This is a genomic window from Streptomyces sp. NPDC015661 (assembly GCF_043077765.1).
In the GTDB taxonomy this organism is placed as follows: Bacteria; Actinomycetota; Actinomycetes; order Streptomycetales; family Streptomycetaceae; genus Streptomyces.
Window position 1 is genome coordinate 408,334 of sequence record NZ_JBIBST010000004.1, and the last position, 23,196, is coordinate 431,529.

The 23,196-nt window shown below is 69.9% G+C and carries 18 protein-coding genes, 1 tRNA gene and 1 pseudogene; 18 read left to right on the forward strand and 2 right to left on the reverse strand.

The annotated features are described in order from the left end of the window. The first annotated feature begins 121 nt into the window (after positions 1-121). The 5 genes from ACF07V_RS13715 to clpX all read left to right on the forward strand — a co-directional run bounded on the left by ACF07V_RS13715 (position 122) and on the right by clpX (position 4,799). Positions 122-198, forward strand: a tRNA-Pro gene (locus ACF07V_RS13715). Between the two features lie 171 nt (positions 199-369). Continuing rightward, entirely contained in the window at positions 370-1,755 is a 1,386-nt protein-coding gene (gene tig, locus ACF07V_RS13720; RefSeq protein WP_392153948.1) for a trigger factor, read from the forward strand. 240 nt (positions 1,756-1,995) lie between these two features. Next, positions 1,996-2,613, forward strand: a complete 618-nt coding sequence (locus ACF07V_RS13725) for an ATP-dependent Clp protease proteolytic subunit (protein WP_376594040.1) — start codon at positions 1,996-1,998, stop codon at positions 2,611-2,613. Between the two features lie 65 nt (positions 2,614-2,678). After that, a complete protein-coding gene (locus tag ACF07V_RS13730; RefSeq protein ID WP_030684990.1) occupies positions 2,679-3,341 on the forward strand; it encodes an ATP-dependent Clp protease proteolytic subunit in 663 nt (220 codons plus the stop codon). A 174-nt stretch (positions 3,342-3,515) separates the two neighbouring features. Beyond that, a complete protein-coding gene (clpX, locus tag ACF07V_RS13735) occupies positions 3,516-4,799 on the forward strand; it encodes an ATP-dependent Clp protease ATP-binding subunit ClpX (RefSeq protein WP_015033605.1) in 1,284 nt (427 codons plus the stop codon). Between the two features lie 69 nt (positions 4,800-4,868). Here clpX and ACF07V_RS13740 read toward each other — a convergent pair whose 3' ends face one another. Continuing rightward, positions 4,869-5,819: a hypothetical protein gene (locus ACF07V_RS13740; protein WP_392153950.1), complete on the reverse strand. Its 951-nt coding sequence runs from the start codon at positions 5,817-5,819 to the stop codon at positions 4,869-4,871. A 138-nt stretch (positions 5,820-5,957) separates the two neighbouring features. Here ACF07V_RS13740 and ACF07V_RS13745 point away from each other — a divergent pair, with 138 nt between their 5' ends. Both ACF07V_RS13745 and ACF07V_RS13750 read left to right on the forward strand, forming a co-directional pair. After that, the gene (locus ACF07V_RS13745; protein ID WP_392153952.1) at positions 5,958-8,579 is read left to right on the forward strand and encodes a valine--tRNA ligase; all 2,622 of its coding nucleotides are present in this window, start codon (positions 5,958-5,960) and stop codon (positions 8,577-8,579) included. A gap of 138 nt (positions 8,580-8,717) precedes the next feature. Next, positions 8,718-9,857, forward strand: a complete 1,140-nt coding sequence (locus ACF07V_RS13750; RefSeq protein ID WP_392153954.1) for a sensor histidine kinase — start codon at positions 8,718-8,720, stop codon at positions 9,855-9,857. Positions 9,858-9,977: 120 nt separating this feature from the next. Here the strand turns inward: ACF07V_RS13750 and ACF07V_RS13755 are convergent. After that, positions 9,978-10,076: pseudogene (locus ACF07V_RS13755) on the reverse strand (rod shape-determining protein); the annotation flags it as partial. A 101-nt stretch (positions 10,077-10,177) separates the two neighbouring features. Between ACF07V_RS13755 and ACF07V_RS13760 the strand changes: the two are divergent. The 11 genes from ACF07V_RS13760 (at position 10,178) to ACF07V_RS13810 (ending at position 23,188) form a co-directional block, all read left to right on the forward strand. After that, positions 10,178-11,680: a bifunctional folylpolyglutamate synthase/dihydrofolate synthase gene (locus tag ACF07V_RS13760; protein WP_392153956.1), complete on the forward strand. Its 1,503-nt coding sequence runs from the start codon at positions 10,178-10,180 to the stop codon at positions 11,678-11,680. A gap of 5 nt (positions 11,681-11,685) precedes the next feature. Continuing rightward, complete coding sequence (locus ACF07V_RS13765) at positions 11,686-12,039, forward strand: DUF4233 domain-containing protein (RefSeq protein WP_392153957.1); 354 nt, start codon at positions 11,686-11,688, stop codon at positions 12,037-12,039. 66 nt (positions 12,040-12,105) lie between these two features. After that, positions 12,106-12,519 carry a nucleoside-diphosphate kinase gene (gene ndk, locus ACF07V_RS13770; protein WP_392153959.1) on the forward strand — a complete coding sequence of 138 codons (414 nt, stop codon included), beginning with the start codon at positions 12,106-12,108 and terminating at the stop codon, positions 12,517-12,519. Positions 12,520-12,730: 211 nt separating this feature from the next. After that, entirely contained in the window at positions 12,731-13,750 is a 1,020-nt protein-coding gene (locus ACF07V_RS13775) for a rod shape-determining protein (protein WP_093876113.1), read from the forward strand. A gap of 64 nt (positions 13,751-13,814) precedes the next feature. Next, positions 13,815-14,813, forward strand: a complete 999-nt coding sequence (gene mreC, locus ACF07V_RS13780; RefSeq protein WP_392153960.1) for a rod shape-determining protein MreC — start codon at positions 13,815-13,817, stop codon at positions 14,811-14,813. Further along, positions 14,810-15,478: a rod shape-determining protein MreD gene (mreD, locus tag ACF07V_RS13785; protein ID WP_392153962.1), complete on the forward strand. Its 669-nt coding sequence runs from the start codon at positions 14,810-14,812 to the stop codon at positions 15,476-15,478. Before mreC ends, mreD begins: the two co-directional genes overlap by 4 nt. A gap of 54 nt (positions 15,479-15,532) precedes the next feature. Then, positions 15,533-17,755, forward strand: a complete 2,223-nt coding sequence (gene mrdA / locus ACF07V_RS13790; RefSeq protein WP_392153964.1) for a penicillin-binding protein 2 — start codon at positions 15,533-15,535, stop codon at positions 17,753-17,755. Positions 17,756-17,769: 14 nt separating this feature from the next. Then, a complete protein-coding gene (rodA, locus tag ACF07V_RS13795; protein ID WP_392153965.1) occupies positions 17,770-18,969 on the forward strand; it encodes a rod shape-determining protein RodA in 1,200 nt (399 codons plus the stop codon). A gap of 19 nt (positions 18,970-18,988) precedes the next feature. After that, positions 18,989-20,506 (forward strand): CHAD domain-containing protein, encoded by a 1,518-nt coding sequence (locus ACF07V_RS13800; protein WP_392153967.1) that lies wholly within the window; start codon positions 18,989-18,991, stop codon positions 20,504-20,506. Between the two features lie 52 nt (positions 20,507-20,558). Beyond that, positions 20,559-22,487: a TIGR03960 family B12-binding radical SAM protein gene (locus ACF07V_RS13805; RefSeq protein WP_392153969.1), complete on the forward strand. Its 1,929-nt coding sequence runs from the start codon at positions 20,559-20,561 to the stop codon at positions 22,485-22,487. A gap of 65 nt (positions 22,488-22,552) precedes the next feature. Continuing rightward, the gene (locus tag ACF07V_RS13810) at positions 22,553-23,188 is read left to right on the forward strand and encodes a hypothetical protein (protein WP_392153970.1); all 636 of its coding nucleotides are present in this window, start codon (positions 22,553-22,555) and stop codon (positions 23,186-23,188) included. Positions 23,189-23,196: the final 8 nt, after the last annotated feature.

Sequence of the window (23,196 nt, forward strand, 5' to 3'; positions counted from 1 at the left end):
CCGCAGGTCACGAGGACCGCGGCACGAGGAGCATGGTAGCCGGTCAGAGGCCTTTCGCGCACACCCCGAAATCAGGGGGCGCCGCACAGTCCCCGTCCATGTACCCTACGTGTCGCACCGACGGGGTGTGGCGCAGCTTGGTAGCGCGTCCGCTTTGGGAGCGGAAGGCCGTGGGTTCAAATCCCGCCACCCCGACCATGACGATCACGCGTCCACCTCGCGCGTTCTTGATCACGTTGTGGGCGTCATCCCGCTTGCGGTTACTATGCAAGCTGCGTGCCCGTGTGTCTTTCTGACCGGGCCGACCCGCCGGAACCGCCACACGCGGCCCCGGCGGATTCCAGGAATCAGCCACAAGGAGACCGAACCGTGAAGAGCGCCGTGGAGACCCTGAACCCGACCCGGGTTCGGCTCACTGTCGAGGTGCCCTTCGAGGAGCTCAAGGACAGCCTCGACGCGGCGTACAAGAAGATCAACCAGCAGGTCACGGTCAAGGGCTTCCGTAAGGGCAAGATCCCGGCTCGCGTGATCGACCAGCGGTTCGGCCGCGGCGCCGTGCTGGAGGAGGCCGTCAACGACGCGCTCCCGAAGTTCTACACCGAGGCCGTCAACGAGGCCGAGGTCAACCCGCTCGGCCAGCCCGAGGTCGACATCACCGAGCTGAAGGACGGCGAGCTGCTGGCCTTCACCGCCGAGGTCGACATCCGCCCGACGATCGAGATCCCGGACTACTCCGGCATCGAGGTCACCGTCGACGCGGTCGAGGTCACCGACGAGGACGTCGAGAAGTCCGTGGAGCAGCTCCGCGAGCGCTTCGCCTCGACGAAGACCGTCGAGCGCGCCGCCGCCGAGGGCGACGTCGTCACCATCGACCTCGAGGCCAAGGTCGACGGCGAGGTCCTGCCCGACGGTGTCGCCGGCGACGTCTCGTACACGATCGGCTCCGGCGAGCTGCTCGACGGCATCGACGAGGCCGTCAAGGGCCTGGAGGCCGGTGGCGAGGCCACCTTCACCTCGCAGCTGAAGGGCGGCTCCGCCGAGGGCAAGGACGCGGAGGTCACCGTCAAGGTCACCGCCGTCGCCGCCCGTGAGCTCCCCGAGCTCGACGACGAGTTCGCGCAGATGGCCTCGGAGTTCGACACCCTCGACGAGCTCAAGGCCGACAGCCGCAAGCGCCTCGAGAACATGAAGCAGTTCGACCAGGCCACCCAGGCCCAGGAGCGCGTCCTCGACGAGCTCCTCAAGCTGGTCGAGGTCCCGATGCCCGAGAAGCTTCTCGAGGACGAGATCAACACCCGCAAGCACAACCTGGAGCACCACCAGCTCGGCCAGATGGGCCTCGACCTCGCGAAGTACCTGGAGATCCAGGGCAAGACCGAGGAAGAGTTCCTGGCCGAGACCAAGGAGCAGGCCGAGAAGGGCATCAAGACGCAGTTCATCCTCGATGAGCTCGTCAACAAGGAGAAGCTCGACGTCTCCCGCGAGGAGCTCACCGAGCACCTGTTCCGCCGTGCCGCCTCCTCCGGCATGAGCCCCGACCAGTTCGCCCAGGCCGTCGCCCAGCAGGGCCAGGTCCCGATGCTGGTCGGCGAGGTCGCCCGCGGCAAGGCCCTCGCGGTCGTCGTCGAGGCCGCCAAGGTCGTCGACACCAACGGCGAGGTCGTCGACCTCTCCGACGACGAGGACGAGGTCGAGACCGCCGCCGAGGCCGTCGAGGCCGTCACCGGCGAGGCCGAGGTCTCCGAGGACAAGTAAGGGCTCCCGCCCCCGGCGGACCCTGCTCCACGGGCCCGTGCGCACTCCTGTGCGTACGGGCCCGTGGACGTACCGGGACCCCCTTACACGCCCCCAACTACCTTGCGCTCCCAGCGAACAGTTCGGGAACCGGGATGGCGTTGTCCGACCTGCGCGTTAGGGTCCATGAATACGAGGGCACTGCCCTCAGAACAAGACGCTGAGACGGCTTGGGGCCGTCGGAGACGAGCAGGTGGATACGTGACGAATCTGAAGCCTTACGCCGCGGGTGAGCCGTCCATCGGTGGCGGCCTCGGCGACCATGTCTACAACCGGCTGCTCGGCGAGCGGATCATCTTCCTCGGCCAGCAGGTCGACGACGAGATCGCCAACAAGATCACCGCGCAGATGCTCCTCCTGGCCGCCGAGCCGGAGAAGGACATCTTCCTGTACATCAACAGCCCCGGCGGCTCGGTGACGGCCGGCATGGCGGTCTACGACACCATGCAGTTCATCCCGAACGACGTCGTCACCATCGGTATGGGCATGGCGGCCTCCATGGGCCAGTTCCTGCTCACCGCCGGTGCCCCCGGCAAGCGCTTCGCGCTGCCGAACACCGACATCCTGATGCACCAGGGATCCGCCGGCATCGGCGGCACCGCCTCCGACATCAAGATCCAGGCCCAGTACCTCCTGCGCACCAAGCAGCGCATGGCCGAGATCACCGCGCAGCACTCCGGCCAGACCGTCGAGGCGATCATCCGCGACGGCGACCGCGACCGCTGGTTCACCGCGGACGAGGCCAAGGAGTACGGCCTCATCGACGACATCATCACGCACGCTGCGGGTGTTCCGGGCGGCGGCGGCACGGGCGCCTGAGCGCCGGCAGCCCACCGAAGAGCCCCAGCCCCCCGCCGAACGCCACCAGGACGGTGAACACCCAGATGCAGAACAACCTCTCCCCGAGCGGCCTCTACACCGGCGCGCCGATGGACAACCGCTACGTCGTGCCGCGCTTCGTCGAGCGCACCTCGCAGGGCGTCCGCGAGTACGACCCGTACGCGAAGCTGTTCGAGGAGCGCGTGATCTTCCTCGGCGTGCAGATCGACGACGCCTCCGCCAACGACGTCATGGCGCAGCTCCTGTGCCTGGAGTCGATGGACCCGGACCGCGACATCTCGATCTACATCAACAGCCCGGGCGGCTCCTTCACCGCCCTCACGGCCATCTACGACACGATGCAGTTCGTGAAGCCCGACATCCAGACGGTCTGCATGGGCCAGGCGGCCTCCGCCGCGGCCGTGCTGCTCGCCGCCGGCACCCCCGGCAAGCGGATGGCCCTGCCGAACGCCCGTGTGCTGATCCACCAGCCCTCCGGCGGCACCGGCCGTGAGCAGCTCTCCGACCTGGAGATCGCGGCCAACGAGATCCTGCGCATGCGCAGCCAGCTCGAAGAGATGCTGGCCAAGCACTCCTCGACGCCGATCGAGAAGATCCGCGACGACATCGAGCGCGACAAGATCCTGACGGCCGAGGACGCCCTGGCGTACGGCCTGATCGACCAGATCGTCTCCACCCGCAAGAGCACGGCCTCCGCCGAGCGCTGACGCCCGACCTTCCCTCGGCACGGTTCGCGCGGCCCCGACGGCCCGTGTGGCCGAATCGCGACCATGTGAACCGTGCCAAGGGGGGCCCGAACGGGGGGCCCGGCAAGGTACCGTCGAATATGAGGCACCAGGAGTCGCTGAACCAAGCGCTCCCAGGCGAAGGGGAAGCACCTCGTGGCACGCATCGGTGATGGCGGCGATCTGCTCAAGTGCTCGTTCTGCGGAAAGAGCCAGAAGCAGGTGAAGAAGCTCATCGCGGGACCCGGTGTGTACATCTGCGACGAGTGCATCGACCTCTGCAACGAGATCATCGAGGAAGAACTCGCGGAGACGAGCGAGGTGCGGTGGGAGGAACTCCCCAAGCCCCGCGAGATCTACGAGTTCCTCGAGGGGTACGTCGTCGGGCAGGAGCCCGCGAAGAAGGCCCTCTCGGTCGCGGTGTACAACCATTACAAGCGCGTCCAGGCCGGCGAGAACGGCGGCGCGCAGGGCCGTGACGACGCCATCGAACTGGCGAAGTCCAACATTCTGCTGCTGGGTCCCACGGGCTCCGGGAAGACGCTCCTGGCCCAGACCCTGGCCCGCATGCTCAACGTCCCGTTCGCCATCGCGGACGCGACGGCGTTGACGGAGGCCGGCTATGTCGGCGAGGACGTCGAGAACATCCTGCTCAAGCTGATCCAGGCCGCCGACTACGACGTCAAGAAGGCCGAGACCGGGATCATCTACATCGACGAGATCGACAAGGTCGCCCGTAAGAGCGAAAACCCGTCGATCACGCGTGACGTGAGCGGCGAGGGCGTGCAGCAGGCCCTCCTGAAGATCCTGGAAGGGACGACGGCCTCGGTTCCCCCGCAGGGCGGCCGGAAGCACCCGCACCAGGAGTTCATCCAGATCGACACGACGAACGTGCTCTTCATCGTGGGCGGCGCCTTCGCCGGCCTGGAGAAGATCATCGAGTCGCGGGCGGGCGCCAAGGGCATCGGCTTCGGGGCGACCATCCGCTCCAAGCGGGAGATCGAGGCGAGTGACCAGTTCCAGGAGGTCATGCCGGAGGACCTGGTGAAGTTCGGGATGATCCCCGAGTTCATCGGCCGTCTCCCCGTGCTCACCTCCGTCCACAACCTGGACCGCGAGGCGCTCCTCCAGATCCTGGTCGAGCCGCGCAACGCGCTGGTGAAGCAGTACCAGCGCCTCTTCGAACTCGACGGTGTGGAGCTGGACTTCGACCGCCCGGCCCTGGAGGCCATCGCCGACCAGGCGATCCTCCGCGGCACCGGCGCGCGCGGCCTGCGCGCCATCATGGAGGAGGTCCTCCAGTCGGTCATGTACGAGGTCCCGTCCCGCAAGGACGTGGCCCGCGTGGTCATCACGGCCGACGTCGTCCGCAACAACGTCAACCCGACGCTGGTCCCGCGGATCGTGAAGAACGACGGCAGGCACGAGAAGTCGGCCTGAGCCGTACGGACATGGAAGGGGCGCCCCGCCGGCCGGCGGGGCGCCCCTTCTCCGTGTGCGGGCCGGGCATCAGGCCTTGACGCGGATCTCCTTGCGGAGCTTGGCGGTGGTGGCGGCGGCGTCCTCGGCGGAGCCGGCCTTGCCCGTGAGCAGCGAGGCCATGTCGACCGGGACGGTCATGCCCACCGTGCTGTGGTCGGCCCACACGCACATCGTCATGGTCATCGCGGGGACGCTGGCGGAGGGGTCGGCCTTGGTCTTGAGCTGCTGGCACTTCAGGATCGCGCCGTCGAGGTCGGCCGGCTCGTAGGCCTGCGGGCTGCCGACCAGTTCGGGCGCGTCCTTGTCGTTGTCCTTCTCGGCCTCGGTCTTCGTGTAGGTGAAGATGGCGTCGACGACCTTCTCGGGGTCGTCGATCTCGCCGTAGAGGCCGTTGAAGGAGAGCATCTTGCCCCCGAGCGGGTTGGCCGGGTCCTTCACCTGCCAGGAGGCCTGAACCTCCTTGGCGTTCTTGACGCCGTTCTTCTCGGCCTCCTTCAGGGACTCCTTGTCGGAGGAGTTCTCCTTGTCCGGCGCCTTCTTGTACTCGCCGAGCACCGTCTCCGGCGTGATCAGCTTGTGCGGGCCGTCGTCCGCGACCGAGCCGCCGCCACCGCCGCCGATGACGAAGTACGCGCCCACGCCGATCGCCGCGACGACCGCGACCGCGCCGATGATCCAGCCGGCCTTGGACTTCTTCGGGGCCGGCGGGTGGGGCACGTAGCCGCCGGGGCCCTGCGGCGCGCCGTACTGCGGCTGCTGGCCGTAGGGGCCGGGCTGCTGGGGCTGCTGGGGGTAGCCGTAGGGCGGCTGCTGCGGCGGAACGCCCTGCGGGGCCTGCTGGGGGTATCCGTAACCGGGCTGCGGAGCCTGCGGCTGGCCGTACGGGCCCGGCTGCTGCGGCTGCTGGCCGTAGGGGCCCGGCTGGCCGTAAGGACCGGGCTGCTGACCGCCGTACGGACCCGGCTGGTTGTAGCTCATCGACAGGTTCCCCTCACAGGATGTTTATGTCTGCCGAACATCCTGGCGGAACCCGCGGCCGGTCAGTGCGGCGGGGGCCACACCGTTACCGAACCAAAGCGTTTCAGGACAGCACCGGGACACCCCTAAACTGGCCCCGTGACCGAGAACACTCAGCAGCAGACAGCGCCCACCACCGAACTGCCGACCCAGTACGCGCCGGCCGAGGTAGAGGGGCCGCTGTACGAGCGCTGGGTAGAGCGTGGGTACTTCGAGGCGGACCCGAAGAGCGAGAAGCCGCCGTACACCATCGTCATCCCGCCGCCGAACGTCACCGGTTCGCTCCACCTGGGCCACGCCTTCGAGCACACGCTGATCGACGCCCTCACCCGCCGCAAGCGCATGCAGGGCTTCGAGACGCTGTGGCAGCCCGGCATGGACCACGCCGGCATCGCCACCCAGAACGTCGTCGAGCGTGAGCTCGCCAAGGAGGGCAAGTCCCGCCACGACCTGGGCCGTGAGGCCTTCGTCGAGCGTGTCTGGGAGTGGAAGGCCGAATCCGGCGGGCAGATCGCCGGCCAGATGCGGCGCCTCGGCGAGGGCCTGGCGTGGAGCCGGGACCGCTTCACCATGGACGAGGGCCTGTCCCGTGCCGTCCAGACCATCTTCAAGAAGCTCTACGACGACGAGCTGATCTACCGCGCCGAGCGCATCATCAACTGGTGCCCGCGCTGCCTGACGGCCATCTCCGACATCGAGGTGGACTACCAGGAGGACGACGGCGAGCTCGTCTCCATGCAGTACGGCGAGGGCGAGGACACCATCGTCGTCGCCACGACCCGCGCCGAGACGATGCTCGGTGACACCGCCGTCGCCGTCCACCCGGACGACGAGCGCTACGCCCACCTGATCGGCAAGCGGATCAAGCTGCCGCTGACCGACCGTACGATCCCGGTCGTCGCCGACACGCATGTCGACCCGGAGTTCGGCACCGGCGCCGTCAAGGTGACGCCGGCGCACGACCCGAACGACTTCGCCATCGGCCAGCGTCACGACCTCGAGTCCATCGAGGTCCTCGACGAGCGCGGTGTGATCACCGTCCACGGACCCTTCCAGGGCCTGGACCGCTTCGAGGCGCGCTCCGCGATCGTCGCCGCCCTGCGCGCCGACGGCCGGATCGTCGCCGAGAAGCGTCCGTACGTCCACTCCGTCGGCCACTGCTCGCGCTGCAAGACGACGCTGGAGCCGCGTCTGTCGATGCAGTGGTGGGTCAAGGTCGAGACCCTCGCCAAGGCCGCCGGTGACGCGGTCCGCGACGGCCGGGTCAACATCCACCCGGCCGACATGTCGCAGCGTTACTTCGACTGGGTCGACAACCTCAACGACTGGTGCATCTCGCGCCAGCTGTGGTGGGGTCACCGCATCCCGGTCTGGCACGGCCCGAACGGCGAGCTGGTCTGCGTCGGCCCCGACGAGGAGCCGCCGACGGGCGAGGGCTGGACGCAGGACACCGACGTCCTCGACACGTGGTTCTCGTCCGGCCTGTGGCCGTTCTCGACGATGGGCTGGCCGGAGCAGACGCCCGACCTGGAGAAGTTCTACCCGAACTCCGTCCTGGTCACCGGCTACGACCTGATGTTCTTCTGGGTCGCCCGGATGATGATGTTCGGCCTGTACGCGATGGACGGTCAGCCGCCGTTCCACACGATCGCGTTCCACGGCATGGTCCGTGACGAGTTCGGCAAGAAGATGTCGAAGTCGTTCGGGAACACGGTCAACCCGCTGGACTGGATGGACAAGTACGGCTCCGACGCCCTGCGCTTCACCCTGGCCAAGGGCGCCAACCCCGGTGTCGACGTCCCGATCGGCGAGGACTGGGTCCAGGCCTCCCGGAACTTCGCCAACAAGATCTGGAACGCGACCCGTTTCGCGATGATGAACGGCGCGAACATCGAGGGTCCGCTGCCGGACGCCTCCGAGATGTCGGCGACCGACCGCTGGATCCTGTCCCGTCTCAACGAGACGGTCGCTCAGGTCGACGCGTACTACGAGGACTTCCAGTTCGCCAAGCTCAGCGAGGCGCTCTACCACTTCGCGTGGGACGAGGTCTTCGCCTGGTACGTCGAGCTGTCGAAGACCACGTTCTTCGCGGGCGGCGAGGGCGCCAAGGTCTCCGGCCGGGTCCTCGGCGAGGTCCTGGACGTCATGCTGCGGCTGCTGCACCCGATCGTCCCGTTCGTCACCGACACCCTGTGGACGACGCTCACGGGCGGCGAGTCCCTCGTGATCGCCGACTGGCCGAAGGACAGCGGCTTCCGCGACGAGGCCGCCGAGAAGGAGATCGAGCTCGTCCAGCGGGTCGTCACCGAGGTCCGCCGCTTCCGCAAGGAGCAGGGCCTCCAGGACGCCCAGAAGGTGCCGGCCCGCCTCGCCCTCGACGGCACCCCGCTCGGCGCGCACGAGGCCGCCATCCGGCAGATCCTGCGCCTCCAGCCGGAGGGCGAGGGCTTCTCCGCCACCGCCTCCCTGCCGGTCGCCGGTGCCACCGTCGCGCTCGACCTCTCGGGCACGATCGACGTGGAGGCCGAGCGCAAGCGCCTCGCGAAGGACCTCGCGGCGGCCGAGAAGGAGAAGGCCCAGGCCGAGGGCAAGCTCGGCAACGAGGCCTTCCTCGCCAAGGCCCCGGACAACGTGGTCGACAAGATCCGTGGCCGCCTCGCCAAGGCGGACGAGGACATCGCCCGCATCCAGGCCCAGCTGGCGAGCCTGCCGCAGGCCTGATCCGTACGACGAGAGGGGCCCGGAACCGCTTCCCGCGGTTCCGGGCCCCTTTCGGGTTTGTCCGTTTGTGGGTGAGATCACGCGACTTGTGACCGAAGTCCATGGGCCCGGGCCGAAAGACCCTGGATGATGGAAGGCATGCTCCGCCTCCCCACCGTCCCCGCGCTCCGCCGTTGCGTGGACCGGTGGGCCGTCTCGCCCCGCGCCCTCGACGTCGTCGCCGCGCTCAGCGCCTTCGGCCTGATGGTCCTGGACGTGCCGGGGCTCGCCCGCGCCGACAACTCCCTCACCGGGGTCACCGCGACCCTGGTCCTGGCGGCCGGCGCCGCCACGCTGGTGCTGCGCCGCCGGCTGCCCTGGCTGCCGTACGCCGTGGCGCTCGGCCTGATGGGCTGGCTGCACGAGCTGACCATGATCCAGTTCGCGCTGTACTCGATCGGCCGGTTCCGCGGGCGCCGCGCCGCGATCGTCGCGACCCTGCTGTACGTCGCCGTGGCGTACGGCCTCTTCCTGACGCCCGGCTGGCCCGCCGAGCACGGCGAGACCCTCAGCGACTTCCTCAGCCTGGTCGTCCCGATCGGCACCCTCGCGGCCGGCGTCGGCATCGCCGCCTACCGCCAGGACCTCGTCCGCGCCCTGGAGGCGCAGCGCCGCGAGGCCGCCGCCCGGCAGGCCGTGCAGGAGGAGCGGATCTCCGTCGGCCGGGACGTCCACGACCTGGTCGGCCGTGAGCTCACCGTCCTCGCGGTGCGGGCCGAGGTCCTCGCCGTACGGGCCAGGGGAGAGGCCCACCAGAAGGACTTCGAGGAGCTCGCGGACACCGCCCGGCGCGCCCACCTGATGCTCAACGAGACGATCGTGCGCCGCGCCGACCGGGACGCCGCGACGCCCGGCCTCGAAGGGCTCGCCGAACTCGCGGGGGAGAGCGAGCGGATGGGCAACCCCGTCGAGCTGACGGTCGCCGAGGAGGCCAAGGCGCTGTCCCCGCTCCGGCAGGCCGCCGTCCACCGCGTCGTCCAGGAGTGCCTGACCAACGCCGCCAAGCACGCGCCCGGCCTCCCCGTGACGGTCGCGATCACCGTGGCGGGACCCGATCTGCGCATCGAGGTGCGCAACCCGCTGCCGAAGAGCCCGCCGGACCCGTCGCCCGTGTCGACCGGCACCGGCCTGTTCTCCATGGAGGAGCGCGTCACGAGCATGGGCGGCACGCTGAAGGCCCGCCGGGAGGACGGCGGCTACCTCGTGACGGCGCTGCTCCCGACGGGCCTCGACCGGTAGCTCAGCGCACCGTCTCCGCCTTCCCCAGGACCCGCTGGAGCCCGTCGAAGTCCTCCACGCACCGGCCCGAACCCGGCGCCACGCAGTCCAGCGGCACGTCCGCGAGTGCTCCCCGGGAGCCCTCCTGGCCGCCACCACGGACGGTTCGTTGAGCACGATGCCCCGGCCCCGGGCGTAGAGGAGCGTGTTGGCCGTGCCGAGGTCGATCCCTATGTCCATGATCGCCAAGTTCGCCGGGGCGATCACTCCGGCGGTGGACCGAAAGTCCCGAAAGGGGTGGGTCCATCGTCCCGTCGGTGCCGCTCCGTAGACTGGGCCCCGTGAGCGAGCCGAGCGACCAGAGCGACGACCAGTTCGACGAGATCGTCGACACCGAGACCCAGCGTGATCCCGACCTGGCGGTGATCGAGGCCGGCAGCCGTACCCTGCGCACGCAGGGCGGACCGCCGCAGGGCGACCCCGTGCCCAGCCGCCCCGAGGACCCCGAGCTGGACAAGGCGCTGCGCGAGGTCGAGACCGAGCTGTCCACCCGCTGGGGCGAGACCAAGCTGGAGCCCTCCGTCACCCGGATCGCGGCCCTGATGGACGTCCTGGGCGAGCCGCAGCGCGCGTACCCCTCGATCCACGTCACCGGCACCAACGGCAAGACCTCGACGGCCCGCATGATCGAGGCCCTGCTCGGCGCCTTCGAGCTGCGCACCGGGCGCTACACCTCGCCGCACGTGCAGACCATCACCGAGCGGATCAGCCTGGACGGCGCCCCGATCTCCGCCGAGCGGTTCATCGAGACGTACCAGGACGTCAAGCCGTACGTGGAGATGGTCGACGCCCGCGAGGAGTACCGGCTCTCCTTCTTCGAGGTCCTCACCGGCATGGCGTACGCGGCCTTCGCGGACGCCCCGGTCGACGCGGCCGTCGTCGAGGTCGGCATGGGCGGCACCTGGGACGCGACGAACGTCATCGACGCCTCCGTCGCCGTCGTCACCCCCATCGACCTCGACCACACGGACCGGCTCGGCGGGACGACCGCCGAGATCGCGGCCGAGAAGTCGGGGATCATCAAGCCGGGCGCGACCGTCATCCTGGCCCAGCAGCCGGTCGACGCGGCCCAGGTCCTGCTGAAGAAGGCCGTCGAGGCGGACGCGACCGTGGCCCGTGAGGGCATGGAGTTCGGCGTGGTCTCCCGCGAGGTCGCGGTCGGCGGACAGCTCCTCACCCTGCGCGGACTCGGCGGCGAGTACGACGAGCTCTTCCTGCCGCTGCACGGCGCCTACCAGGCGCACAACGCCGCGGTGGCGCTCGCGGCGGTCGAGGCCTTCTTCGGGATCGGCGCCGAGCACGCCAGGACCCTGGACATCGACACCGTCCGGCGGGCCTTCGCCCAGGTGGCCTCGCCGGGCCGCCTGGAGATCGTCCGCTCCTCGCCGACCGTCGTCCTGGACGCCGCGCACAACCCGCACGGCGCGCGGGCGACGGCCGAGGGCATCAGCGAGGCCTTCGGCTTCTCCCGGCTCATCGGCGTGGTCTCCACGAGCGGGGACAAGGACGCCAAGGGGCTCCTGGAGGCCTTCGAGCCGATCTTCGCGGAGGTCGTGGTCACCGCGAACTCCAACCCGCGGGCCACCGACGTCGACGCGCTCGCCGCGATCGCGGTCGAGGTCTTCGGCGAGGACCGGGTGGTCGTCGAGCCGCGGCTGCCCGACGCCATCGAGGCGGCCATCACCCTCGCGGAGGAAGAGGCCGAGTTCGGCGGCGCGGGTGTGCTCGTGACCGGTTCGATCTTCACGGTCGGCGACGCCCGACTGCTGCTGCGAAGGGGCTGAAACCGATGCGTGTGCTCTGTTCCTCGACGCTCATCGGCGAGTTCTTCGTGATCGGCTTCGCCGGGCTCGTCGCCATGAAGGACGACGGTCTCGCCACGTCCACCGTCTGGTGGGTCTGCGGCGTGGCCATGCTCCTCTCGGTGCTGCTGTGCGGGATGATCACCCGGCCCGGCGGGGTGCAGCTCGGCTGGGCGCTCCAGGTCGGGCTGATCCTCAGCGGCTTCTTCGTCCCGACCATGTTCTTCCTCGGGGCGGTCTTCGCCGGTCTGTGGTGGGCCTCGGTGCACTACGGGCGGCGGATCGACGAGACCAAGGCGCGCTGGGCCGCACAGGCCTCGGCAGGGCCTGACGCTGCGTAATCGACGGGGGTGCGGGCCCTGTAGCCTCGGAGGTCCCGCACACCGTTTTTCCGAAGGAGTTCCCCCGTGAGCCAGCGATCGCTCGTCCTGCTCAAGCCCGACGCCGTCCGCCGTGGTCTGATCGGCGAGATCATCGGCCGTATCGAGCGCAAGGCCGGCTGGACCATCACGGCCCTGGAGCTGCGCGAGCTCGACCAGGACACGCTGGAGCAGCACTACGGCGAGCACAAGGGCAAGCCCTTCTACGAGCCGCTCATGGGCTTCATGCAGTCCGGCCCGGTCGTCGCGCTCGTCGTCGACGGCGAGAGGGTCATCGAGGGCCTGCGGACGCTCGCCGGCCCGACCGACCCGATCGCCGCCGCGCCGGGCTCCATCCGGGGCGACTTCGGCACGATCGTCCGCGAGAACCTGATCCACGCCTCGGACTCCGAGGAGTCGGCGGCCCGTGAGCTGAAGATCTTCTTCCCGGGTCTCGTCTGACGCGAAGTCAGCCGAACGAAGCACCCTGTGGGGCGACCGAAGGAATTTCGGTCGCCCCCAGGCATATGAACGCCAATCCCGGGAACGGATCGCCGCGTCCTGCCGTCACCAGTACTGAGGTGGACCAACGCGCGCCATTCGCGCGGGCGGCACTACGATGGAAAACTCCACGCCGCACCACTCTCAGCCATGGGAAATCAAGGGGAACTCAATGTCGTTCATCGGCCGTGACATGGCTGTCGACCTCGGGACCGCCAACACGCTGGTGTACGTCAGGGGTCGAGGCATCGTTCTGAACGAGCCGTCAGTCGTCGCCATCAACACCAACACCGGGGGCATCCTCGCGGTCGGCGCGGAGGCGAAGAAGATGATCGGCCGGACCCCCGGCAACATCGTCGCCGTGCGCCCGCTCAAGGACGGTGTGATCGCGGACTTCGAGATCACCGAGCGGATGCTCCGCTACTTCATCCTCAAGATCCACAAGCGCCGCTACCTGGCCCGCCCCCGCGTCGTCGTCTGCGTGCCCTCCGGCATCACCGGAGTGGAGCGCCGCGCCGTCATCGAGGCGTCGACCCAGGCCGGCGCCCGCCAGGTGCACATCATCGAGGAGCCCATGGCCGCGGCCATCGGCGCGGGCCTCCCCGTCCACGAGGCCACCGGCAACATGGTCGTCGACATCGGTGGCGGCACCACCGAGGTCGCCGTCATCTCCCTCGGCGGAATCGTCACGGCACAGTCCATCCGGGTCGCCGGCGACGAGCTGGACAACGCGATCATCCAGCACATCAAGAAGGAGTACTCGCTCCTCCTCGGTGAGCGCACCGCCGAGCAGATCAAGATCACCATCGGCTCCGCGTACGACCTCGACAAGGACGAGCACACCGAGATCCGCGGCCGCGACCTCGTCTCGGGTCTGCCCAAGACCGTGGTCATCTCCGCCGCCGAGGTCCGCAAGGCCATCGAGGAGCCGGTCAACGCAATCGTCGACGCCGTGAAGACCACCCTCGACAAGTGCCCGCCGGAGCTCTCCGGTGACGTCATGGACCGCGGCATCGTTCTCACGGGTGGCGGTGCTCTGCTCCGCGGCCTCGACGAGCGCCTCCGGCGCGAGACCGGCATGCCGATCCACATCGCCGAGGACCCGCTGGACTCGGTGGCGCTCGGCTCCGGCAAGTGCGTGGAGGAGTTCGAGGCCCTCCAGCAGGTCCTGGACGCCCAGCCGCGCCGCTAGAACCGCACCACCGCAGTAGTACAGCCGAACAACCGAACCACGAGGAAAGGCACGGCCGCCGCACGTGAGGGACACACGAGAGAGCCGGCTGCTCCTGGTGCTGCTGATCGCCATCGCGTTCGCACTGATCACGGTGGACATCCGCGGCGGTCAGGAGTCACCCGTCGACGGTGCCCGACAGGCCGCAGCCGCGGTCTTCGGGCCCGTCGAGAACGGTGTGGCGGCCGCCGTCGATCCCGTCGGCAACGCCATAGGCGCGGTACGGGACTCCGGCGAGCGGCACACCCGGATCGCCGCCCTGGAGAAGGAGAACGCCGAACTCAAGGCGAAGCTCGGCAGCGACGACCGCAACCGCAACCGGCTGCGCGAGCTCGACGCCATGCTCAAGACCGCCGGCGCCGGGCAGTACGGCATCAAGGGCGCCCAGGTCATCGCCATAGGAGCGGCCCAGGGCTTCTCCTGGACCGTCACCATCGACGTCGGCGCGCGCGACGGCATCAAGCGGGACATGACCGTCCTCAACGGCTCCGGTCTCGTCGGCCGCGTCACCACCGTCGGCCCCTCCACCTCCACCGTCCTCCTCGCCAACGACCCCGACTTCACCGTCGGCACCCGCATGGAGAAGAGCGACGAACTCGGCTTCGCCACCGGCCAGGGCGACAGCCCGCTCCTCGTCCAGCTCCTCAACGGCAAGGCCAAGGTCAAGCCCGGCGACCGGCTCGTCACCTTCGGCTCCCGCGCCGACAAGCCCTTCGTGCCCGGCGTCCCGGTCGGCGAGGTCGTCCGCGTCGACCCCTCGGGCGGCGGCCTGACCCGCAACATCTACGTCCGCCCGTACGTCGGCTTCACCAAGCTCGACATCGTCGGCGTCGTCGTCCAGGCCCCCCGCTCCGACCCCCGCGACACGGTCCTGCCGCAGAAGCCCAAGCCGGCACCGACCGTCACCGTCACGGTCACACCGCCGCCACCGGACGGACAGGCGAACCAGCAGAACCAGGGCCAGAATCAGAACGACGGTCAGAACCAGCAGGCGCAGCAGGACCAGGGGGGCGTGACACCGTGAAGTTCAACCGCATCCTCCTCTCCGCCACCCTGATCGTCGTCGCCCTGGTCGTCCAGGTCTCCGTCCTCGCCCGCCTCCAGCTCCCCGGCGCCGTCCCCGACCTCGTCCTCCTCACCGTCGTCGGCCTCGCCCTCGTCTACGGACCGGTCAGCGGCTCCCTCATCGGCTTCACCGCCGGCCTGCTCTCCGACCTCGCCCCGCCCGCCGACCACGCCGCCGGCCGCTACGCCCTCGTGCTCTGCGTCATCGGCTACCTCGTCGGCCTCGCGAAGCCGGACAACGGCCGGCTGACCTCCGCGACCGGCCCCATGGCCGTCGTCGTCGCCGCGGCCCTCGGCTCCACGCTCCTGTACGCGGGCGTGGGCGCCCTCGTCGGCGACACCGCCGCCCGCCATGTCGGCCTCGGCTTCCTGCTGTTCACCGCGGCCGTGTACGACCTGCTCCTCGCGCCCTTCACGGTGCCGCTCATCATGGCCCTGGCCCGCCGCGCCGAGAACGACCCGCTCGCCGACGCCGGCGGCGGCAACGGCGCCGACGTCGCCTCCGGCTGGCTCTCCTCCGGCACCGGCCTCAGGATCGGCGCCCAGCGCGGGGGCCTGCGCGTGAAGGCCGCACGGAGCCGCGCCTCACGGGCCGGACGCATCAAGGGAGTCAAGCGACTGTGACGACCGGACGCATCAAGGGAGCCGAGCGACCGTGACCGAGGGGGCACCGGCAGCATGAGCAACATCCCCGAGACAGGGCGGACCCCCCGGGTCCAGATCCGGCTCGTCGTCATCCAGATCCTCGTCTTCTCCCTGCTCCTCACCCTGGGCGGCCGGCTCTGGTACCTCCAGATCCGCAACGGCAAGGAGTACACGGACGAGGCGAAGAACAACCACGTCCAGCAGGTCGTCCAGCCCGCCGTCCGCGGCTCGCTCCTCGACGCCCGCGGCGTCCCGCTCGCCGACAACGAGACCCGCCTCGTGGTCTCCGCGTCCCGCACCGAGCTGATGAAGATGGAGGACCGCGGCAAAGCCGTCCTCACCCGGCTCGCCGACGTCCTCGACATGAAGCCGCAGGACGTCATCAACAAGATCCGGCTCTGCGACTCCAAGACGCCCAAGCCCTGCTGGAACGGTTCGCCCTACCAGCCGATCCCCGTCACCGACGAGGCCACCACCCAGCAGGCCCTCCAGATCCGCGAGCGCGCCGAGGACTTCCCCGGCATCACCGCCGAACCCACCGCCGTCCGCCGCTACCCGGCCCCCGGCAAGTCCCGCACCTCCCAGGTCCTCGGCTACCTCTCGCCCGTCACCGACGCCGAGATCGAGAAGGCCAAGGACACCGACTCGCCGTTCCTCCGCTCCGACCAGGTCGGCCGCTCCGGCCTGGAGCGCACCTACGACAAGGAACTCCGCGGCAAGGCCGGCGTCACCCGCTACGAGGTCGACAACCTCGGCCGCGTCATCGGCCAGGCCAAGAGCGACCCCGCCGTCCCCGGCTCCAACGTCGTCACCTCCATCGACGCCCGCGTCCAGGCGGTCGCCGAATGGGAGCTGCACAACGCGATGGTGGAAGCCCGCAAGACGTACGACAAGAACACCAGCGAGAACTACAAGGCCGACGCGGGCGCCGTCGTCGTCATGGAGAACAAGACCGGCCGCATCGTCGCCATGGCCTCGCAGCCCGACTACGACCCCAACGCCTGGGTCGGCGGCATCTCCGCCAAGGACTACTCCGCCCTCACCGGCAAGGACTCCAACTTCCCGCTCCTCAACCGGGCCATCCAGGGCCAGGCCGCCCCCGGCTCCATCTTCAAGGTCATGTCGACCACCGCCGCCGTCAACGCCGGATACGAGTTCAACGGCCACTACCCGTGCCCCTCCTCGTACTCCATCGGCGGCCAGGTCTTCAAGAACTTCGAGTCCCAGGGCCACGGCTCCATCACCCTCGGCCAGGCCCTCGAAGTCTCCTGCGACACCGTCTACTACGCCCTCGCCCACCAGCAGTGGCTCAACGACGGCGGCATGAAGCCGAAGAAGGACGCCAAGGACTGGTTCTACAGGACGGCCCATCAGTTCGGCCTCGGCGCCGAGACCGGCATCGACCTCCCCAACGAGGTCACGGGCCGCGTCCCCGACCGCAAGTGGAAGCAGGACTTCTGGGCGGCCAACAAGGACTACTGGTGCAAGATCGGCAAGCGCGGCGGCACCTACGTCCAGCAGCTCTCCTACGAGAACTGCCTCGAAGGCAACCTCATGCGCGCCGGTGACTCCGTCAACTACTCCATCGGCCAGGGCGACACCCTCGTCACCCCCATCCAGATGGCCACCATCTACGCCGCCATCGCCAACGGCGGCACCCTCTGGAACCCCACCGTCGGCAAGGCGGTCATCAGCCCCGACGGCAAGAAGGTCACCGAGATCAAGCCCAAGTCCCACGGCAAACTCCCGATGACGGAGGAGACCCGCGGCTTGATAGAGGAAGCCCTCGCGGGAGTCGCCACCCGCGGTACCGCCGCCTGGCGATTCGGCGGCTGGCCGCAGGACAAGATCCCGATGCACGCCAAGACGGGTACCGCGGAGGTCTACGGCAAGCAGACGACCTCCTGGTTCGCCACGTACACCAAGGACTACGCGATCGTCATGACGATCTCCCAGGGTGGTACCGGCTCCGGCGCCTCCGGCCCCGCCGTGCGCAACATCTACGACGCGCTCTACGGACTCGACGACGCCGGCAACCAGGACCTCAAGCGGGCCCTGCTGCCGACGCCGCAGAAGGCCCTGCCGAAGATCGAGGCCGACGGCTCCATCGACGCGCCGAAGATCAAGCCGTACGACCCCGAGGTCGGGAAGATCGACCCGGACGCGCCCCCGAAGACCCCCGACCCGGCCGCCACCAAGAAGCCGGACGACGACCAGACCCTCGCGGGCCCGCCCGCGGCCCGGCACCGGGACTGAGGAGGACAGGACGCATGACCGCACCCCACGGCTTCTCCGTCTCCCGGTACGCACCCGAGCGCGGAACCCTCGCCAAGCTGGCGGCCCGCGACTCGGTGCTCCGCCGGCTCGACTGGCCCATCCTGCTCTCGGCGCTCGCCCTCTCCGGCATCGGCTCGCTGCTCGTCTGGTCCGCCACCCGCGGCCGCACCGAGCTCAACAACGGCGACCCGTACTACTTCCTCTTCCGGCACGTGCTCAACACCGGCATCGGGCTCGCCCTGATGATCGGCACGATCTGGCTCGGCCACCGCACCCTGCGCGGCGCGGTGCCGATCCTCTACGGCCTCTCGATCGTGCTGATCCTCGCCGTCCTCACCCCGCTCGGCGCCACCATCAACGGCGCCCACGCGTGGATCGTCGTCGGCGGCGGCTTCTCCCTCCAGCCCAGCGAGTTCGTGAAGATCACGATCATCCTGGTCATGGCGATGCTCCTCGCCGCCAAGGTCGACGCCGGCGACCAGCTCCACCCCGACCACCGCACCGTCGCCAAAGCCCTCGGCCTGGCCGCCCTCCCCATGGGCATCGTCATGCTGATGCCCGACCTGGGCTCGGTCATGGTCATGGCGGTCATCGTGCTCGGCGTCCTGCTCGCCTCCGGCGCCTCCAACCGATGGGTCCTCGGCCTCATCGGCGCCGGCGTCCTCGGCGCGGTCCTCGTCACCGCGCTCGGCATGCTCGACGAGTACCAGATCAACCGCTTCGCGGCCTTCGCCAACCCGGACCTCGACCCGGCCGGCGTCGGCTACAACACCAACCAGGCCCGCATCGCCATCGGCTCCGGCGGCCTCCTCGGCGCCGGCCTCTTCAAGGGCTCCCAGACCACCGGCCAGTTCGTCCCCGAACAGCAGACCGACTTCGTCTTCACGGTCGCCGGAGAGGAACTCGGCTTCGTCGGCGCCGGACTGATCCTCGTCCTCCTGGGCGTCATCCTCTGGCGCTCCTGCCGGATCGCCCGCGAGACCACCGAGCTCTACGGCACGATCGTCGCGGCCGGGATCATCGCCTGGTTCGCCTTCCAGTCCTTCGAGAACATCGGCATGACGCTCGGCATCATGCCCGTCGCCGGACTGCCGCTGCCGTTCGTCTCGTACGGCGGCTCGTCGATGTTCGCCGTATGGGTGGCGATCGGACTGCTCCAGTCGATCCGGGTACAGCGGCCCATGACGGCGTGACCGCGACTAGATTCGAGCTATGGCGGAGACGAAGCGCGAGATCGAGCGGAAGTACGAAGCCACCGGAGGCACCGGACTCCCGGACCTCACCCGCGTCCCCGGAGTCGCGTCCGTCGTGGACGACGGCGTCATGGAACTCGACGCCGTCTACTACGACACCCCCGACCTGCGCCTGGCGGCCGACGGGCTGACCCTCCGCCGCCGCACCGGCGGGAGCGACGCCGGCTGGCACGTGAAGTTCCCCGTCGCCGTGGGCGTCCGCGACGAGATCAGAGCCCCGCTGAGCGACACCCTGCCGGGTGCGCTCGCGGGGCTCCTGCGCTCCCGCGTCCGCCACGCGGAAGTCGCCCCCGCGGTCCACCTCCACTCCTCCCGCGACGTCCGCCACCTCCTCGCCGCGGACGGCACCCTCCTGGCGGAACTCTCCGTGGACACGGTCCACGCGGAAAACCTCCTGGGCGGGGGAGAGGCCTCCTGGACCGAGATCGAGGTCGAGCTCGCCGACGGCACCGACGACGAGACGATCCTCGACGCCATCGGGAAACGCCTGAAGAAGGCGGGCATCGTCCCCTCGGAGGCCCCCTCGAAACTGGCGAGGGCCCTGGAGGAGACGGGCGCGGCCCCCCGCCCGCCGGCCACCCCCGGGAAACCCGGCACCGCCGGCGCCGCCGTGCTCGGCTATGTGCGCGAGCAGGTCGAGGCGATCGTCGCGCTCGACCCCGCCGTGCGGCGCGACCTGCCCGACGCCGTGCATCAACTGCGCGTCGCCTGCCGACGGCTGCGCAGCGCCTTCAAGACGTACCGAGCCGTCCTCGACCGGGACGTCACCGACCCCCTCGGCGAGGAGCTGAAGTGGCTCGCCGGCGAGCTCGGCGCCGCCCGCGACCAGGAGGTGCTCGCCGAGCGGCTGAGCACCCGGATCGACGAGGTCCCCAAGACCCTCCGCCTCGGCCCCGTCAGGGCCCGGCTGCGGATCTGGGCCGCCGCCCGCGGCGGCGCCGCCCGGCACCGGGCCCTCGACGCCCTGGACTCCGCCCGCCACCTGGCCCTCCTCGACGCGCTCGACACGCTGCTCGCCGACCCGCCCCTGCGCGGGGCCGCCAAGCGCGACGCCCGCAAGGTCCTCGCCCGCGCCGTCCTCAAGGACCACGACCGTCTCGCCGGCCGCGTCGAGCACGCCCTCGCCCTCGACCCCGGCCACGACCGGGACCTCGCCCTCCACGCGGCCCGCAAGGCGGCCAAGCGCGCCCGGTACGCCGCCGATGCGGCCCGCCCCACCCTCGGGAAGCCCGCGAAGAAGCTCGCCAAGCGCGTGAAGGCCGTCCAGAGCCTCCTCGGCGAACACCAGGACGCGGTGGTCGCCCGCGCGACCCTCCGGGAGCTGGCGGTCCAGGCCCACGCCGCCGGCGAGTCCGCCTTCACCTGGGGACTTCTCCACGGCCGCGAGGAGGCCGCGGCCGCGGAGACGGAGCGGGAACTGCCGTCGGCGTGGGCGCGGGCCTCGGCCCCGAAAATCCGGGCGGCACTGAGCCACTGAGCACCGGGGTACGCTTGAGAGTCGCCCCCCTGCCAGCTCACGAAGGTTCGAGATGTCTGCTGCCGAGTCTGTCTTCCCGCAGCTCGAAGCTCTGCTCCCGCACGTGCAGAAGCCGATTCAGTACGTCGGTGGAGAGCTGAACTCCACGGTCAAGCCGTGGGAGTCCGCCGACGTCCGCTGGGCGCTGATGTACCCGGACGCGTACGAGGTCGGCCTGCCCAACCAGGGCGTCATGATCCTCTACGAGGTGCTGAACGAGCGCGAGGGCGTCCTCGCCGAGCGCACCTACAGCGTGTGGCCGGACCTCGAAGAGCTGATGCGCGAGCACAACGTGCCGCAGTTCACCGTGGACAGCCACCGCCCCGTCGGCGCGTTCGACGTCTTCGGCCTGAGCTTCTCCACCGAGCTCGGCTACACGAACATGCTCACCGCCCTCGACCTGGCGGGCATCCCGCTGGAGTCGAAGGACCGGACCGTCGACCACCCGATCGTGCTCGCCGGCGGCCACGCCGCGTTCAACCCCGAGCCGATCGCGGACTTCATCGACGCGGCGATCATCGGCGACGGCGAGCAGGCCGTCCTCGACATGACCGAGATCATCCGCCAGTGGAAGGCCGAGGGCCGGCCGGGCGGCCGCGAGGAGGTCCTCTTCCGCCTCGCGAAGACCGGCGCGGTCTACATCCCGGCGTTCTACGACGTCGAGTACCTGCCGGACGGCCGCATCGGCCGTGTCGTCCCGAACAAGTCGGGCGTCCCGTGGCGCGTGTCCAAGCACACCGTCATGGACCTCGACGAGTGGCCGTACCCCAAGCAGCCCCTCGTGCCGCTCGCGGAGACCGTCCACGAGCGCATGTCCGTCGAGATCTTCCGCGGCTGCACCCGCGGCTGCCGCTTCTGCCAGGCCGGCATGATCACGCGCCCCGTGCGGGAGCGAAGCATCACCGGCATCGGCGAGATGGTCGAGAAGGGCCTCAAGGCGACGGGCTTCGAGGAGGTCGGCCTCCTCTCCCTCTCCTCCGCCGACCACACCGAGATCGGCGAGATCGCGAAGGGCCTGGCGGACCGCTACACGGACGACAAGGTCGGCCTGTCCCTCCCCTCGACCCGCGTCGACGCCTTCAACGTCGACCTGGCGAACGAGCTCACGAGGAACGGCCGCCGCTCCGGCCTCACCTTCGCCCCCGAGGGCGGCTCCGAGCGCATGCGCAAGGTCATCAACAAGATGGTCTCGGAAGAGGACCTCATCCGTACCGTCTCGACGGCCTACGGCAACGGCTGGCGCCAGGTGAAGCTGTACTTCATGTGCGGCCTGCCGACGGAGACCGACGAGGACGTCCTGCAGATCGCCGACATGGCGATGAACGTGATCGCCGAGGGCCGCAAGGTCTCCGGCCAGAACGACATCCGCTGCACCGTCTCCATCGGCGGTTTCGTCCCCAAGCCGCACACCCCCTTCCAGTGGGCCCCGCAGCTCTCGGCCGAGGAGACGGACGAGCGCCTGCGCAAGCTCCGCGACAAGATCCGCGGCGACAAGAAGTACGGCCGCTCGATCGGCTTCCGCTACCACGACGGCAAGCCCGGCATCGTCGAGGGCCTCCTCTCCCGCGGCGACCGGCGCCTCGGCGCGGTCATCCGCGCGGTGTACGAGGACGGCGGCCGCTTCGACGGCTGGCGCGAGCACTTCTCGTACGACCGCTGGATGGCCTGCGCCGAGAAGACGCTCCCCGAGGCCGGCGTGGACGTCGCCTGGTACACCACCCGCGAGCGCACCTACGAGGAGGTCCTGCCCTGGGACCACCTGGACTCGGGCCTCGACAAGGACTGGCTCTGGGAGGACTGGCAGGACGCCCTCGACGAGACCGAGGTCGAGGACTGCCGCTGGACCCCGTGCTTCGACTGCGGCGTCTGCCCGCAGATGGACACGCACATCCAGATCGGCCCCACCGGCAAGAAGCTGCTGCCGCTGACGGTGGTCAAGTAGTAACGCTTGCGTGACGGCCCGGCGGAGGGGGAAACCCTTTGCCGGGCCGTCGCGTCGTTCCGGGCATGAACACGGAAAACCCGGGCTGCCTCACGGGAGTGGCGCGCGCCGTCGCCCTTGTGATCGTGCTGCCGCTCCGGCTGCTCTGGGACGCCTTCGCCTTCTGCATGAAGCAGCTGTGGCGCTGGATCCTCGCCCCGGTCGGCCGGGCCCTCGGATGGCTGATCCACCACCTGGTCGTGATCCCGCTGCGGTTCCTGTGGGAATGGGTGGTCGTCCCCGTCGCCCGGGCCCTCTGGTGGGTGATCGACCTGCTCCTCGTCACCCCGCTGACCTGGCTCTGGCGCTGGGTCCTCCTCCCCGTCCTCAAGGGCCTGTGGTGGGTCGTCGACCTGCTGGTCGTCACCCCCCTCACCTGGCTCTGGCGGTACGTGCTCGCGCCCGTCGCCCGGGCGATCGGCGCGGTGCTCGCCTGGGCCTGGGACATCGCCGGGCAGATCTCGCGGGCCGTCGGCCGGGCGATCGGCTGGGTGCTGTGGAACCTGATCGGCCGGCCCCTCGCCTGGGCGTACCGGGCGATCCTGACTCCCGTCGGCCACTGGCTGCGGGCCTGGGTGTGGCGGCCCGTCGCCGCCGCCGCGCGCGCCGTCCGCACCGCCGCCCGGGAGGTGCGGATCGCCCTCTTCGGCGGACCCCGCTGACCCTGGAC